We start from the raw sequence: 13770 nt of genomic DNA, 5'->3' as shown, positions 1-13770 counted from the left end.
GCCACGCTAGGAGCCACGACGATGCCTGTCCAAGTCCGCCCGGGCATGGGTGGATACCCCCGCGACATCGCGTCAGCCGAGCAGCACGGCGATGCCGACGAGCACGGGAGCGGACAGGACGGTGGTGAGCAGGATGACGTCCCGCGCCAGCAGGGTGCTCCGGTCGTAGGACGCGGCGTAGACGAACACGTTCTGCGCGGTCGGCAGGGCCGAGGTGACGGTGACCGCGAGCAGCGCCACCCCCGAGAGCCCGGCGACCCAGCGACCGAGTCCGTAGGCCAGCGCCGGCTGGACGAGGGTCTTGAGCGCCACGGCCAGCCACACCCGGCGGGCGCCGTCGCCGGACGCCGGGCGTGGTGCGCCGTGCAGGCTCATGCCGTACGCCAGCAACGCCGCGGGTACCGCGAGCGCGGCGGTGAGCTCGACCGGCTCCCGTACCAGCGGCGGAAGGTCCACGCCGGTGGCCGCGACGAGCACGCCCAGACCGCAGCCCACCACGACCGGCGTGCGGAGTGGCTGGGTGAGCAGCTGCCAGCGGGGCGGGGCGTCGCCCGCGGTGCGCGAGCCGGCCAGCACGGCCAGCCCGACCGGGGCCATGACCAGCACCTGGAACAGCAGCACCGGGGCCACGAAGGACGCGTCGCCGAGGGCGTACACCGAGATGGGGACGCCCAGGTTGCCCGCGTTGACGTACGACGAGGTGAGGGCGCCGACCGTCAGCTCGGCCGGCGACAGCCGCCAGCGCCACCGGGCCAGCGCCACGTACAGCAGCGCGCTGAGCACCGCGCTGCCGGCGGTCGCCACGAGTGCCGCCGACAGGAGCGCCGCCGGATCCGCCTCCGCGAGCGTGAGCAGCAGCAGGGCCGGCGTCGCCACGAAGTAGGACAGCCGCGACAGCACGCCACCGGCGTCGGCGCCCAGCGCGCCGGTCCGGCCGACGATCCAGCCGACGGCGATCACCGCGACCAGGGCGGCGAAGCCGCCGATGACCCCGTTCACCCGGCCGTGCCCGCCGCCGCGCGGTTCACGCCACGGCGGCGGGCGCGGTGTCCGGCCGCCCCCATGGCGTGCGCCGCATGGTCATCGCGGCAACTCCAGGACGCCGTCGACGCGCCGCGGGATGCCTCGGTGGTCGTCGGTCAGCTCGGGCGGGAGCAGGTCGGCGGGCGCCCCCTGCCAGGTGACCGGACGCAGGAAGCGCCGGATCGCGGTGGTGCCCACCGAGGTGTGCTGGGAGTTGGTCGACGGCCACGGTCCACCGTGGTGCTGGGCCCAGGAGACGGCCACGCCCGTGGGGTAGGCGTCGTAGATCATCCGGCCGGCCCGCGGACGCAGCTTCGCGGAGACCGCCAGCGGCAGCTCCGTCTCGTCCTGCCCGCGCAGGACGGTCGCGGTCAGCGACGAGGGCAGCTCCGCCAGCGCCCCGAAGAGGTCCGCCGTGCCCTCGTAGCGGGCCACGACCGACACCGGCCCGAAGCACTCCTCCGTGACCTCGTGAGGCAGGTCGGCGGCCGCCGTGGTGAGGAGCAGCGGCGCGGCCTGGAAGCCGGCTCCCGCCGGCTGCGCGCCGCGGGCCAGCACCTCGACACCGTCGGCGTCGGAGAGCCCACCGGCGATCCGCCCGTACGCGGTGGCGATGCCCTCGTTGAGCAGCACCGGCGCTCCGGCCTCCCGGACCGCCGCGGCCATCGCCTCGACCACCTCGTCGCCGTCGGCGCCGGCCGGCACGAACACCAGCCCCGGCTTGGTGCAGAACTGGCCGCCGCCGAGGGTGAACGAACCGACGAGTTCGGTCCCGATCGTCGCGCCGCGTTCGGCGGCGGCCTGCGGCGTCACGACGACCGGATTGAGGCTGCTGAGCTCACCGAAGAACGGCACGGGGTCCGGGCGCTGTTCGATGATCTGCAGCAGCGCCCGTCCGCCGGTGACCGAGCCGGTGAAACCGACGGCGCGGATCGCCGGGTGGGCGACGAGGTCGGCGCCGGCCTGGACGCCGTGGACGACGCCCAGCGTGCCGGCCGGGGCGCCGGCCTTCTCCGCCGCCGCCACGAGGATGTCGAACACGAGCTGCGACGTCGCGGGGTGGGACCCGTGCGCCTTGACGACGACCGGGCAGCCGGCCGCGAGCGCCGAGGCGGTGTCGCCGCCGGGCACGGAGAAGGCCAGCGGGAAGTTGCTGGCGCCGAAGACCGCGACCGGGCCGATCGGGACGAGCATCCGGCGCAGGTCGGGGCGGGGACCCATCGGAGTGTCCCCGGCGTGGTCGATCGCCGCCTCGACGTAGCTGCCCTCGTCCAGGACCTCGGCGAACAGGCGCAGCTGGTAGGAGGTGCGGGTCAGCTCACCGTTCAGCCGCACCGGTCCGAGCGCCGTCTCCCGGTCGGCGACGGCGACGACGTCCTCCCGCCGATCCTCCAGCGCGTCGGCCAGGGCACGCAGCAGTGTCGCCCGCCCGTCGCGGCCCAGCGCCTCCAGTCCGGCGGCGGCGGCCTGCGCCGCCGAGCAGAGCCGGTCCACCTCCTCGGTGGTCGTCTCCCGGGCGACGACCTCGACCGCCTGGCCGGTCCGGGGGTCGATGCTCACGACGTCGGACATGCGGGGTACCTCCATGTTGTGGTTCAGCGGGGGGCGTCGACGTGGACGCGGTCGACGGTCCAGGCGCGGGCCTGATCGCTCAGGGTGATGCCGAGACCGGGGCGGTCCGAGATGTACATGCGCCCGCCGCGGGTCTCCAGGCGCTCGTTGAACAGCGGGTACAGCCAGTCGAAGTGCTCCACCCACGGCTCGTGCGGGTAGGCGGCCGCCAGGTGCACGTGGATCTCCATCGCGAAGTGCGGCGCCAGTTGCAGGTTGCTGTGGTCGGCCAGGGTGGCGAGCTTGAGGAACTGGGTGATGCCGCCGATCCGGGGGGCGTCCGGCTGCAGGATGTCCACCGCGCCGGCCCGGATCAGCTCGTAGTGCTCCGCGACGCTGGTCAGCATCTCTCCCGTCGCGACGGCGGTGTCCAGCGACCGGGCGAGCTGGGCGTGCCCCTCCGCGTCGTACGCGTCCAGCGGCTCCTCGATCCAGACCAGGCCGAACTCCTCCAGCGCCCGGCCCACCCGCATGGCGGTCGGCCGGTCCCACTGCTGGTTGGCGTCCACCATGAACGGGACGCCGTCACCGAGGTGCTCCCGCACCTTGCGCACCCGGCGCAGGTCCTCCGCCGAGTCCGGCTGACCGACCTTGATCTTGATGCCGCCGACGCCCGATTCGAGGGTGCGGGTGGCGTTCTCCAGCACCTGCCCGATCGACTCGTGCAGGAAGCCGCCCGACGTGTTGTAGCAACGGACCGAGTCGCGGTGCGCGCCCAACAGCTTCGCCAGCGGCAGCCCGGCGCGCTTGGCCTTGAGGTCCCAGAGCGCGACGTCGATCGCGGCGAGCGCCTGGGTGGACGCGCCGCTGCGCCCCACCGACGCGCCGGACCAGACGAGCTTCGTCCACAGCCGGCCGATGTCGCTCGGGTCCTCGCCGATCAGGTCCGGGGCGACCTCCCGGGCGTGCGCGAACTGCGCCGGCCCGCCGGCCCGCTTGGAGTAGCTGAAGCCGACACCCTCGTGCCCGGCCTCGGTGCGGATCTCGGCGAAGAGGAACGCGATCTCCGTCATCGGCCGCTGCCGGCCGGTGAGCACCTTCGCGTCGCTGATCCCGGTGGGCAGCGGGAGGGTGACCGACGAGAGCGTCACCGACTCGATCCGGTCGAGGACTGCGGGGGCGGCGTCGGAAGCGCTGGCGGTGGTCATGTCTCTCCTTCGTCGGGCGCCACGGGTGGCGGTCAGCGGACCAGGCAGGGTCGCTTGGGGTCGAACGCCCAGCCGGGCACGAGGTACCGCATTGCCACGGCGTCGTTCCGGGCGCCGAGGCCGTGCTCCAGGTACAGCTCGTGCGCCGCGGCCAGGGCGTCCCGGTCCAGCTCGACGCCCAGTCCGGGTGCGGTGGGGACGGCGATCCGCCCGTCCCGGATGGACAGCGGCGCACGGGTGAGCGCCTGCCCGTCCTGCCAGATCCAGTGCGTGTCCAGGGCGGTGATCTCGCCGGGCGCGGCCGCGCCCACGTGGGTGAACATCGCCAGCGAGATGTCGAAGTGGTTGTTGGAGTGCGAACCCCAGGTGAGGCCGAAGTCGTGGCAGAGTTGCGCGACCCGGACCGAGCCGCGCATCGTCCAGAAGTGCGGATCGGCGAGGGGGATGTCGACCGCGTTCGACCGGACCGCGTGGGCCATCTGCCGCCAGTCCGTCGCGATCATGTTGGTGGCCGTCGGCAGCCCCGTGGCCCGCCGGAACTCTGCCATGACCTCGCGCCCGGAGAACCCGCCCTCGGCGCCGACCGGGTCCTCGGCGTACGCGAGCACCCCGGCCAGGTCTCGGCAGAGGTCGACGGCCTCGGCCAGCAGCCAGCCGCCGTTCGGATCGAGCGTGATGCGGGCGTCCGGGAACCGCTGGGCGAGGGCGCGGACCGCCGCGATCTCCTGCTCGCCGGCCAGCACGCCGCCCTTGAGCTTGAAGTCGGTGAACCCGTAGCGCGCCTGTGCCGCCTCGGCGAGCGCCACGATCGCGTCGGGGGTCAGTGCCGGTTCGCGGCGCAGCCGTTCCCAGTCGTCGGCCGGTGCGGCCTCCGCCAGGTAGGGCAGGTCGGTGCGGCGGCGGTCACCGATGTAGAAGAGGTAACCGAGCATCGGTACTGTGTCGCGCTGCTGCCCGTCGCCGAGGAGCTCCGCCACCGGCACGCCCAGGTGCTGACCCAGCAGGTCCAGCAGCGCTGACTCCAGCGCGGTCACCGCGTGGACCGTCGTGCGCAGGTCGAAGGTCTGCAGCCCGCGCCCGCCGGCGTCGCGGTCGGCGAACCGGTCGGCCACCGCGCGCAGCAGCCGGGCGAACCGGGCGACCGGCTGCCCGACGAGCAGCTCGCCGGCGTCGGAGATGGTCCGGTGGATCGCCTCGCCGCCCGGCACCTCGCCGACGCCGATCCGCCCCTCGCTGTCGGTGACGACGGCGATGTTGCGGGTGAAGAAGGGCCCGTGCGCGCCGCTGAGGTTGAGCAGCATGCTGTCGTACCCGGCGACGGGCACCACCTCGACGCGGGCCACGGTTGGGGTGCGGCCGGTCATCGCCGTCCTCTCGGGGCCGGGAGCTGGGTCAGGGAGATCTTCTCGACCAGGGTGGTCAGCTCGGCCAGTTCGGTCTCCGTCAGGTCCGCCAGCGGGGGGCGGACCCGGCCGCCGTCGCGGCCGACCGCGGTCAGGCCGGCCTTCACGATGGAGACGGCGTACCCCTTGGTCCGGTCCCGGATGTCCAGGTACGGGATCACGAAGTCGGTGAGCATCTGGTAGACCGCGGGGCGGTCCTGGGCGCGTACGGCGGCGTAGAACCGGAGCGCGAACTCGGGCAGGAAGTTGTACAGCGCGGAGGAGTATGTGCTCACCCCGAGCTGGAGCAGAGGCAGTGCGAACGTCTCGGCGGTCGGCAGCCCACCCACGTAGATCAGCCGGTCGCCGACCCGGGCGTAGGTCCGGGTCATCTGCTCGATGTCGCCGATCCCGTCCTTGAGCCCGATCAGGTTGGGGTTGCGGTCGGCAATCTCGGCCACGGTGGCGTCGGTGAGCACCGCGTTCGCGCGGCTGTAGACGATGACGCCGAGGTCGGTCGCGCGGCACACGGCGCTGACGTGCTCGACCAGGCCCTGCTGGCTGGCCTCGGTGAGGTACGGCGGGAACAGCAGCAGACCGTCGGCGCCGGCGGCCTGGGCGGCCTGGGCCTGGGCGACGGCGACGGCGGTGCCGCCGGTGGCCGGCGCGATGACGGGAACCTTCCCGGCCACCTCCCCGACGGCGGCCCGGACGACGCGGTCCATCTCGGCCGAGGTCAGCGAGAACCCCTCGCCGGTGCCGCCCGCGGCGAACAGGCCGGCCACGTCGAAGCTCGCCTGCCACGCGAGGTGCTCCCGGTACCGGGCCTCGTCGAACTGCAGGTCGGCGTCGAAGTGGGTGACCGGGAAGGAGAGCAGGCCCGACTTCAGCCGGTCAGCGAGAACGTCCGGGGGCAGCAGCGTCACGGTGATCGTGTCCTTGGGAGTCCGGGTCCGCGCCGGAGTCAGCCGGCGGTGCGGACGGTGGTCACGATCACGGTAAGAACCGGCCATGATGCATGTCCAAGAGCAGTTCCGCATCGAACGATGCCCACCAGGTATCAGGAGGCGGCCGGCCGCTCCAGCGCGGCCAGCGCCCGCCACAGGGCCGGGTTCTTCGAACTCCTGGCCCACAACAGGTGCAGCTCGACCGGCTCGGGTGTGGGGGTCTCCAGCCGGACGAACCCCACCCCCTCGATGGGCAGGCGTGCGGCGGACGCGGGGACGAACGCGACACCACGACCTGCTGCCACGAGCCAGAGCATGGTGAGCACCTGGCTCACGGTGTGCACGGTGTTCTCGGCGGCGATCGGTACGACGCCCGCGACCAGGTCGTAGAAGTACTTGGCCTTGGTCGGCGAGTGCATGACGACGGGCTCGCCCGCCAGGTCCGCAGCCACCGCCGGCCGGCCCAGTTCGAGCAGCCGGTGACCCGCGGGCGCGGCGACGAGCAGCGCCTCCCGGTGCAGCAGCCGAGAGCCGAAGGTCTCCTCGTCGAAGGGTGGTCGGGCCAGCCCGAGATCGACCTCCTCCTTGAGCAGGCCGGCCACCTGCTCGCGGGTCACCATCTCGGTCAGGTCGACGGCGACGTCGGGCAGCTCCCGGCTCAGGCCGTTCAGCAGCTCTCCGAGGACCCCGTACGCCGACGCGGCCGTGAACCCGATCCGGACCACACCGCTGGCCCCGGACGACACCCGCCGGGCCAGCTCAGGTGCCGAGTCGGCGAGAATGAGCAGGCGGCGGGCCTCGACCAGGAATGCCGCGCCCGCCGCCGTGAGGGTGACCCGGCGGTTGTCCCGCTCCAGGAGCTGGGCACCCACCACCCGTTCCAGCTTCTGGATCTGACGGCTCAGGGGAGGCTGCGTCATCTGCAGCCGGGCGGCGGCGCGGCCGAAGTGCAGCTCGTCGGCGACGGCCACGAAACCGCGAAGTTGCTCCAGCGTGAACGCCATGTCAAGAAGGTATCAATTGATGCTCCATTGGATTTGGACAGGCATGAGCCGAGGTTCTTACGCTGCCGTCATCCAGGCGTCCGTGACCCCACTCACAGCGCCCACGGCTGAAACATGGCTCTGCTAAGGGAGAACAACATGAGCATCAACCGCGTGCGCCAGTGGGCGACGGCGGGTGCCGGGATGGCCCTGGCCCTCTCGCTCGCCGCCTGCGGCGGCAACGTCGGCGGCGGATCCAGCGACGAGGCGAAGTTCCCGGGTGACTCCCCGATCACGATTCTCGTCGGGCAGGACCCGGGCGGCAGCACGGACCTCATCGCCCGGGCGCTGGCCGACCAGGTCAAGACCGACCTCGGTGTGCCCGTCACGGTGGAGAACAAGCCCGGCGCGAACGGCGCCCTCGCCGCCAAGGAGTTGGCCGGCAAGAAGGCCGACGGGCACACCCTGATGGTCTACAACGGCAGCCTGGCGTACATCACGCCGCTGGCCGTCGCCAAGGGCCAGGCGCCGGACATCGCGGACTACGAGATCGTCACCGGCATCAGCCAGGACGACTACGTGCTCGTGACGGCGCCGAAGTCCGGCTTCAAGACCGTCGACGACCTGGCCAAGGCCGGGCGGCAGATCACCTTCGGCACCACGGGCGTCGGCACGGGCAGCCAACTCTCCCAGGAGCTGCTGTTCCGGCAGGCGAACATCAACGCCAAGGCGGTTCCGTTCGACGGCGGGTCGCCCACGCTGACCGCGGTCCTCGGCGGCCAGGTGGACGTCGGCTCGATCCAGCTGGGCGAGGCGATCGAGCAGATCCAGGCCGGCAAGCTGACCCCGATCGTCACCTTCGCCGAGAAGCGGCCGTCGTACCTGCCCGACACCCCGACCGCGGTGGAGGCGGGCCACGACGTGCCGGTGCAGCAGTCGCGGGCGATCTTCGCTCCGAAGGGCACGCCGAAGGAGGTCGTCGACCGGCTCCGTCAGGCCTTCCAGAAGGCGTTCCAGGCCGACGCGTACAAGAAGTTCAACGAGGACAACCAGCTCACCCCGAACGAGGCCGACGGCGAGGAGCTGCGCAAGCAGTGGACCGGAAACCTGGACAAGTACCGCGCCGTGGTCGAGAAGTACTCCATCAACCTCGGCGGAGCGAAGTGACCGCTGCCCACGGCGGCGTGCCGACCCAGGGAAGCCCCGGTGGCCACGCGGCCGCCGGGGCCACCCGGGCGGAGACGGACGAGGAACGTCCCCTCGAAGAGCTCAGCCTCGACGAGGCGATCCACCGGGTCGAGGAGGCCGAGCACGAGGGCCGGCCGCCCGCGGCCGGGCCGCTGAGCAACGTTCTCGTCGCTGTCGCCGTCGTCGCACTCGGTGTCGCCGCGTTGGTCGGCTCCGCCCGCCTCGGACTCGGGACGGTGCGCAGCCCCGACTCCGGCACCTGGCCGCTGCTGGTGAGCGGCGCGCTCGTCGTGCTGGGCCTCGGCCTCCTCGCCGCCGCCCGGCGGACGACGGACGCGGAACGCTTCTCCAGGGCGAGCTGGCTGGTTCTCGGCGGCCTGGCCACCATGGTCGTGTTCGTGGCGGTCATCGGAACCATCGGTTTCGAGATCCCCGCCGCCCTGCTCGCCTTCGTCTGGCTGCGGTTCCTCGGCCGGGAGGGCTGGCGGACGTCCGTCCTGACGAGCCTCGGCGTGGTGGTCGGGTTCTACCTCGTCTTCGTCGCGGCCCTCTCCGTTCCCATCCCGCACCTCTTCTAGGAGGGCCCGTGGACTTCGCGCCCGTGCTCGACGGCTTCGGCGTCGTACTCGAACCGACGAACCTGCTGTACTGCCTGATCGGCGTCGTCATCGGCATGCTGGTCGGCGTCCTGCCCGGCCTCGGTCCCGCGGCCACCATCGCGATCCTGCTGCCGGTCACCTTCGGCATCGAGCCGGTGACCGCGATCATCATGCTCGCGGGCATCTTCTACGGCGCCCAGTACGGCGGCACCATCACCTCGGTGCTCCTCCGGCTGCCCGGCGAGGCGTCCTCGGTGGTGACCGTCTTCGACGGCCACGCGCTGGCCCGGCAGGGTCGGGCCGGTACCGCCCTCGGCGTCGCCGCGGTCGGTTCCTTCATCGGCGGCACCGTCTCGATCATCGCGTTGACGCTGGTCGCGCCCGTGGTGGCCGGGTTCGCGCTGGACTTCGGCCCGCCCGAGTACACGGCCCTGGCCCTGCTCGGCATCCTGCTGGTGGCCACCGTGAGCAGCGGCGGACGGCTCAAGGCCGTGATCGCCGCCTGCGTCGGCCTGCTGCTGGCCACGGTCGGTCGGGACAGCTTCACGGGCGCCGAGCGGTTCACCTTCGAGAGCCTGTCACTGGCCGATGGCCTGGACTTCGTGCCGATCGCGATGGGTCTCTTCGGCCTCGGCGAGATTCTCTACAACCTGGAGGAGCGCCACCGGGCGGTGCACGCGCCGACGAAGGTCGCCAACGTGTGGCCGTCGCGCGCGGACCTCCGCGAGTCGTCGGGGGCCATCGGACGCGGTTCCGTCCTGGGCTTCGTCCTGGGCATCCTGCCCGGCGGCGGTGCGACGCTGGCCTCGCTGGCCGCCTACGCGCTCGAGAAGCGCCGGTCCAGGAACCCGGAGCGGTTCGGCAGAGGCGCCGTCGAGGGCGTCGCCGCCCCGGAGACGGCGAACAACGCGGCCGCGACGTCCTCCTTCATCCCGCTGCTCACCCTCGGCATCCCCGCCAACGCGACCATGGCGGTCATCTTCGGTGCGCTGCTGATCCAGGGGGTCAGCCCCGGCCCCCAGCTGGTCAGCCAGGAGCCCGAGCTGTTCTGGGGCGTGGTCAACTCGATGTACATCGGCAACATCCTGTTGCTGATCATGAGCATCCCGCTGGTCGGCCTGTTCGTGAAGATCCTGCGGGTACGGGCCACGATCCTCGCGCCCATCACGGTCCTGATCACACTGGTCGGCGTCTACACGGTCAACAACGACGTCTTCGACATCGGGCTGGTGATCGTCTTCGGCGCCCTCGGGTACCTGATGAAGAAGTTCGGCTTCGACCCGGGCCCGCTGGTGCTGGCCTTCGTGCTGGGCTCGCTGCTGGAGGACTCGCTCCGCCGCTCACTGCTGATCTTCGACGGGGACGCGACCGGCTTCCTCACCCGGCCGATCTCGGGCACCCTGCTCGCCCTGTTCCTGCTCGTCGCCCTGCTCCCGCCGGTCCGGGCCGCCCTCGCCCGCCGACGGTCCACGTCCCGTCCCGACCCCGTACCCCACGACACCAAGGAGCTCGTGTGACGGTTCTCGTCGCGTACGTCCCCACGCCCGAAGGGGACGCGGCCCTCACCGCGGGCCTCGCGGAGGCCGCACGCCGCCGGGAGCGGCTGGTGGTCCTCAACACGCCGCGGGAGGGCGCGCCGGTCAGCGCGGAGATGGCCGCCGCGGACGCGGTCCGCGCCATGGTCGAGCGGGGCGCGGCGGACGGCGTCGCCGTCGAGGTCCGCCAGCACCCGCACGCCGGGGACCTCGCCGACGAGGTCGTGCGCGTCGCCGAGTCGGTCGACGCCTCGGTGATCGTGATCGGCCTGCGCCGCCGCTCACCGGTCGGCAAGCTGATCATGGGCAGTGCCGCGCAGCGCATCCTGCTCGACGCCGACCGGCCCGTGCTCGCCGTCAAGCCCTGACCGTCGGGGCCGGCCCGGCGGCTGACGGCGGCTGCCGCCGGCCCGGCCCGAGCACGGCGGCGGTGGCCAGGCCCCAGGCGGCGGCCACCGTCAGCAGGAGCCGTTCCAGCACGCCGACCAGGCCGCCGCGCCCGACGGTCAGCATGGCCAGCCCGATCGCGGCGGACAGCGGCAGTGCCAGGGCCGCGCCGATCCCGGCCACCCGGCGCAGCGACCGGCCCGCCGCGGGGGAGAGCAGCAGCGCCAGCATGGCGAAGACCACCGCGGCGGTGGCCGCGATGCTCGCGCCGCCGTGCACCAGATCGGCCACCGTGGCGGCCTCGAACGGCGGCAGCGGGCAGCCGGTGGAGCAGGTCACCGCCCCGGACAGCGCCGTGCCGGCCGCGCCGGCCACGAGCAGGCCGGCCGCCGCCCGCAGCGCCGGGGGCAGCGCCGCGGCGAGCAGCAGCAGGGCCGCCGCCAGGGCGAAGACCCCGATCCGGTACGCCCCGGCGTACCCGCTGTCGGTGACGCCGGCCTCGCTGACGTACCCGGTCAGGCCCGGGCCGGGACCGGCGACCACGGCGACCGTCACGGCGACCACCCCGGCCACGACGCAGCCGGCGGCGGCGGACGCGGCGGCGGCCCGGAGGACGCCGGGGTCAGCCACGCCCGTGCGGCGTGGTCCAGCCGGACAGATCCGGACCGAGCGGCACGATGCGGGTCGGATTGATCATCTCGTGGGTGGCGTAGTAGTGCCGCTTGATGTGGTCGAAGTCGACCGTCTCGCCGAAGCCCGGGGTCTGGAACAGGTCCCGGGCGTACGCCCAGAGCACCGGCATCTCGGTGAGCTTCTGCCGGTTGCACTTGAAGTGCCCGTGGTACGCCACGTCGAAGCGGACCAGCGTCGTGAACAGCCGCACGTCGGCCTCGGTGATCTGCTCGCCCATGAGGTAGCGACGCCCGGCCAGCCGCTCCGACAGCGCGTCCAGCCGGGCGAACAGCGCCGTGTACGCCTCGTCGTAGGCCTCCTGGGAGGTGGCGAAGCCGCACCGGTAGACGCCGTTGTTGACGTCCCGGTGGATCTCCGCCATCAGCGCGTCCAGCTCCGGCCGCAGCTCGACCGGGTAGAGGTCCGGCGCGTCCGGCTTGTGGAACCGCCGCCACTCCGTGGAGAAGTCGAGGGTGAGCTGCGGGTAGTCGTTGGTGACCACCCGGCCGGTCAGCGTGTCGACCAGCGCCGGCACGGTCACCCGGCCGGTGTAGTCGGGGTCGGTGGCCAGGTACGCGTCGCTGAGGTACCCGATGCCGAGCACCGGGTCGAAGCCGTCCTGGTCGAGGCTGAACCGCCAGCCCCGCTCGTCCCGGATCGGGTCGACGGTGCCCAGCGAGATCACCTCGTCCAGCCCGAGCAGGCCGCGCACGATCCGGGCCCGGTGCGCCCACGGGCAGGCCCGGCACCAGATGAGCCGGTAGCGGCCCGCCTCCAGCGGCCAGCGGCCCTGGTCGTCGGGCCCGCCGCCCTCCGGGGAGGTGGAGTGCGGGGTGACCCGACCGGTGAACCGGTTGGGCTGGCGGACGAACGCGCCGCCGCCGGCGTTCTCTGCGCTGAACTGGGCCCGGGCCATGCGGCCAACCTATCCGTTCCGGCCGTGGATATCCTGGCGCCGGGCGTCCCCGTGATCCGGTGGGCGACCCGCCACCACCCCCGTCCACCCCCGAAGGACTGAGCGCCGATGACCGTCGCATACCTCGTGGCCGGTGTCCGCACCCCGATCGGCCGGTACGCCGGCGCCCTCGCCGGGGTCCGTCCCGACGACCTGGCCGCGCACGTGATCCGCGAGCTGGTCGCCCGCCACCCCTCGGTGGACTGGGCCCGCACCGACGACGTGATCCTGGGCTGCGCCAACCAGGCCGGCGAGGACAACCGCAACGTGGCCCGGATGGCGGCGCTGCTCGGCGGGCTGCCGGAGGAGGTGCCGGGCAGCACGGTCAACCGGCTCTGCGGCTCCGGGCTGGACGCCCTCGCCACCGCCGCCCGCGCCGTCGTGGCCGGGGAGGCCGACCTCATGGTCGCCGGCGGCGTGGAGAGCATGAGCCGGGCGCCCTTCGTGATGCCGAAGGCGGCCACCCCGTTCGCCCGCACCGCCGAGGTCTACGACACCACCATCGGCTGGCGGCTGGTGAATCCGCTCATGAAGAAGCAGTGGGGCATCGACTCGATGCCGGAGACGGCGGAGAACGTCGCCGCGGACTTCGGCGTCGAGCGGGCCGCGCAGGACGAGTTCGCGTTCCGTTCCCAGCAGCGGGCCGCCAAGGCGCAGGCCGACGGGCGGCTGGCCGAGGAGATCGTGCCGGTGACCGTGCCGGCCGGCAAGCGGGAGACCAAGCTGGTCGAGGTCGACGAGCACCCCCGGGAGACCTCGCTGGAGAAGCTGGCCGCGCTGCCCACCCCGTTCCGCGAGGGCGGCACGGTGACCGCCGGCAACTCCTCCGGCGTCAACGACGGCGCGGTGGCCCTGCTGGTCGCCTCCGCGGCGGCCGTCGAGCGCTACGGCCTCACCCCGCTGGCCCGGGTGAGCGGGGCCGCGGCGGCCGGCGTGCCGCCGCGGATCATGGGCATCGGGCCGGTCCCGGCCACCCGCAAGCTGCTCGACCGGCAGGGCCTCGGCCTGGCCGACCTCGACGTGATCGAGCTGAACGAGGCGTTCGCCGCCCAGTCGGTGGCGGTGCTGCGCGAGCTGGGGCTGCCCGAGGACGCCGAGCACGTCAACCCGAACGGCGGGGCGATCGCCCTGGGCCACCCGCTCGGTGCCAGCGGCGCCCGGCTGGCCCTCACCGCCGCGCTGGAGCTGCGCCGCCGGGGCGGCCGGCGGGCCCTGGCCACCATGTGCATCGGCGTCGGGCAGGGCATCTCGCTGCTGCTGGAGTCCGCCGGCTGACGGCGGGCGGGCCCACGGTCGAGAGTGGATCTCCCGTTCCTGGGCGTGCCCGCCTAGAGTGGTGT

At 73.1% G+C, this 13770-nt stretch carries 13 protein-coding genes; 5 read left to right on the top strand and 8 right to left on the bottom strand.

Annotation, left to right across the window (positions count from 1 at the left end; all coding sequences use genetic code 11):
* Positions 1-72 precede the first annotated feature (72 nt).
* From ABZ452_RS00370 to ABZ452_RS00345, 6 genes are all read right to left on the bottom strand, one after another.
* The gene (locus ABZ452_RS00370; protein ID WP_357937311.1) at positions 73-999 is read right to left on the bottom strand and encodes an AEC family transporter; all 927 of its coding nucleotides are present in this window, start codon (positions 997-999) and stop codon (positions 73-75) included.
* Positions 1000-1080: 81 nt separating this feature from the next.
* Positions 1081-2595, bottom strand: a complete 1515-nt coding sequence (locus ABZ452_RS00365; RefSeq protein ID WP_357937310.1) for an aldehyde dehydrogenase (NADP(+)) — start codon at positions 2593-2595, stop codon at positions 1081-1083.
* 23 nt (positions 2596-2618) lie between these two features.
* The gene (locus tag ABZ452_RS00360) at positions 2619-3782 is read right to left on the bottom strand and encodes a mandelate racemase/muconate lactonizing enzyme family protein (protein WP_357937308.1); all 1164 of its coding nucleotides are present in this window, start codon (positions 3780-3782) and stop codon (positions 2619-2621) included.
* Positions 3783-3814: 32 nt separating this feature from the next.
* A complete protein-coding gene (locus ABZ452_RS00355; RefSeq protein ID WP_357937306.1) occupies positions 3815-5146 on the bottom strand; it encodes an enolase C-terminal domain-like protein in 1332 nt (443 codons plus the stop codon).
* On the bottom strand, positions 5143-6090 hold the full coding sequence (kdgD, locus tag ABZ452_RS00350; RefSeq protein WP_357937304.1) for a 5-dehydro-4-deoxyglucarate dehydratase: 948 nt from the start codon (positions 6088-6090) through the stop codon (positions 5143-5145). Before kdgD ends, ABZ452_RS00355 begins: the two co-directional genes overlap by 4 nt.
* A 134-nt stretch (positions 6091-6224) precedes the next feature.
* Positions 6225-7115, bottom strand: a complete 891-nt coding sequence (locus ABZ452_RS00345; protein WP_357937303.1) for a LysR family transcriptional regulator — start codon at positions 7113-7115, stop codon at positions 6225-6227.
* Between the two features lie 138 nt (positions 7116-7253).
* Between ABZ452_RS00345 and ABZ452_RS00340 the strand changes: the two genes are divergently transcribed.
* The 4 genes from ABZ452_RS00340 to ABZ452_RS00325 are packed head-to-tail and all read left to right on the top strand — an operon-like array spanning position 7254 to position 10784.
* Positions 7254-8261: a tripartite tricarboxylate transporter substrate binding protein gene (locus ABZ452_RS00340; protein WP_357937301.1), complete on the top strand. Its 1008-nt coding sequence runs from the start codon at positions 7254-7256 to the stop codon at positions 8259-8261.
* Positions 8258-8860 carry a tripartite tricarboxylate transporter TctB family protein gene (locus ABZ452_RS00335; protein WP_357937299.1) on the top strand — a complete coding sequence of 201 codons (603 nt, stop codon included), beginning with the start codon at positions 8258-8260 and terminating at the stop codon, positions 8858-8860. Before ABZ452_RS00340 ends, ABZ452_RS00335 begins: the two co-directional genes overlap by 4 nt.
* A gap of 8 nt (positions 8861-8868) precedes the next feature.
* On the top strand, positions 8869-10398 hold the full coding sequence (locus ABZ452_RS00330; RefSeq protein WP_357937297.1) for a tripartite tricarboxylate transporter permease: 1530 nt from the start codon (positions 8869-8871) through the stop codon (positions 10396-10398).
* Positions 10395-10784 (top strand): universal stress protein, encoded by a 390-nt coding sequence (locus tag ABZ452_RS00325; protein ID WP_357937295.1) that lies wholly within the window; start codon positions 10395-10397, stop codon positions 10782-10784. The genes ABZ452_RS00330 and ABZ452_RS00325 overlap by 4 nt, the downstream gene beginning before the upstream one ends.
* Here ABZ452_RS00325 and ABZ452_RS00320 read toward each other — a convergent pair.
* A complete protein-coding gene (locus ABZ452_RS00320) occupies positions 10774-11433 on the bottom strand; it encodes a DUF998 domain-containing protein (RefSeq protein ID WP_357937293.1) in 660 nt (219 codons plus the stop codon). The two genes, ABZ452_RS00325 and ABZ452_RS00320, sit on opposite strands and share 11 nt — an antisense overlap.
* The gene (locus ABZ452_RS00315; protein ID WP_357937291.1) at positions 11426-12391 is read right to left on the bottom strand and encodes a glutathione S-transferase C-terminal domain-containing protein; all 966 of its coding nucleotides are present in this window, start codon (positions 12389-12391) and stop codon (positions 11426-11428) included. Before ABZ452_RS00315 ends, ABZ452_RS00320 begins: the two co-directional genes overlap by 8 nt.
* 108 nt (positions 12392-12499) lie before the next feature.
* On the opposite strand from ABZ452_RS00315, the gene pcaF reads away from it, so the two are divergent.
* Entirely contained in the window at positions 12500-13705 is a 1206-nt protein-coding gene (pcaF, locus tag ABZ452_RS00310; RefSeq protein WP_357937289.1) for a 3-oxoadipyl-CoA thiolase, read from the top strand.
* The last annotated feature ends 65 nt before the right edge of the window (positions 13706-13770 follow it).

This window comes from Micromonospora sp. NPDC005707, from assembly GCF_040631005.1.
In the GTDB taxonomy this organism is placed as follows: domain Bacteria; phylum Actinomycetota; class Actinomycetes; order Mycobacteriales; family Micromonosporaceae; genus Micromonospora.
This window is presented reverse-complemented; position numbering and strand designations above follow the sequence as displayed.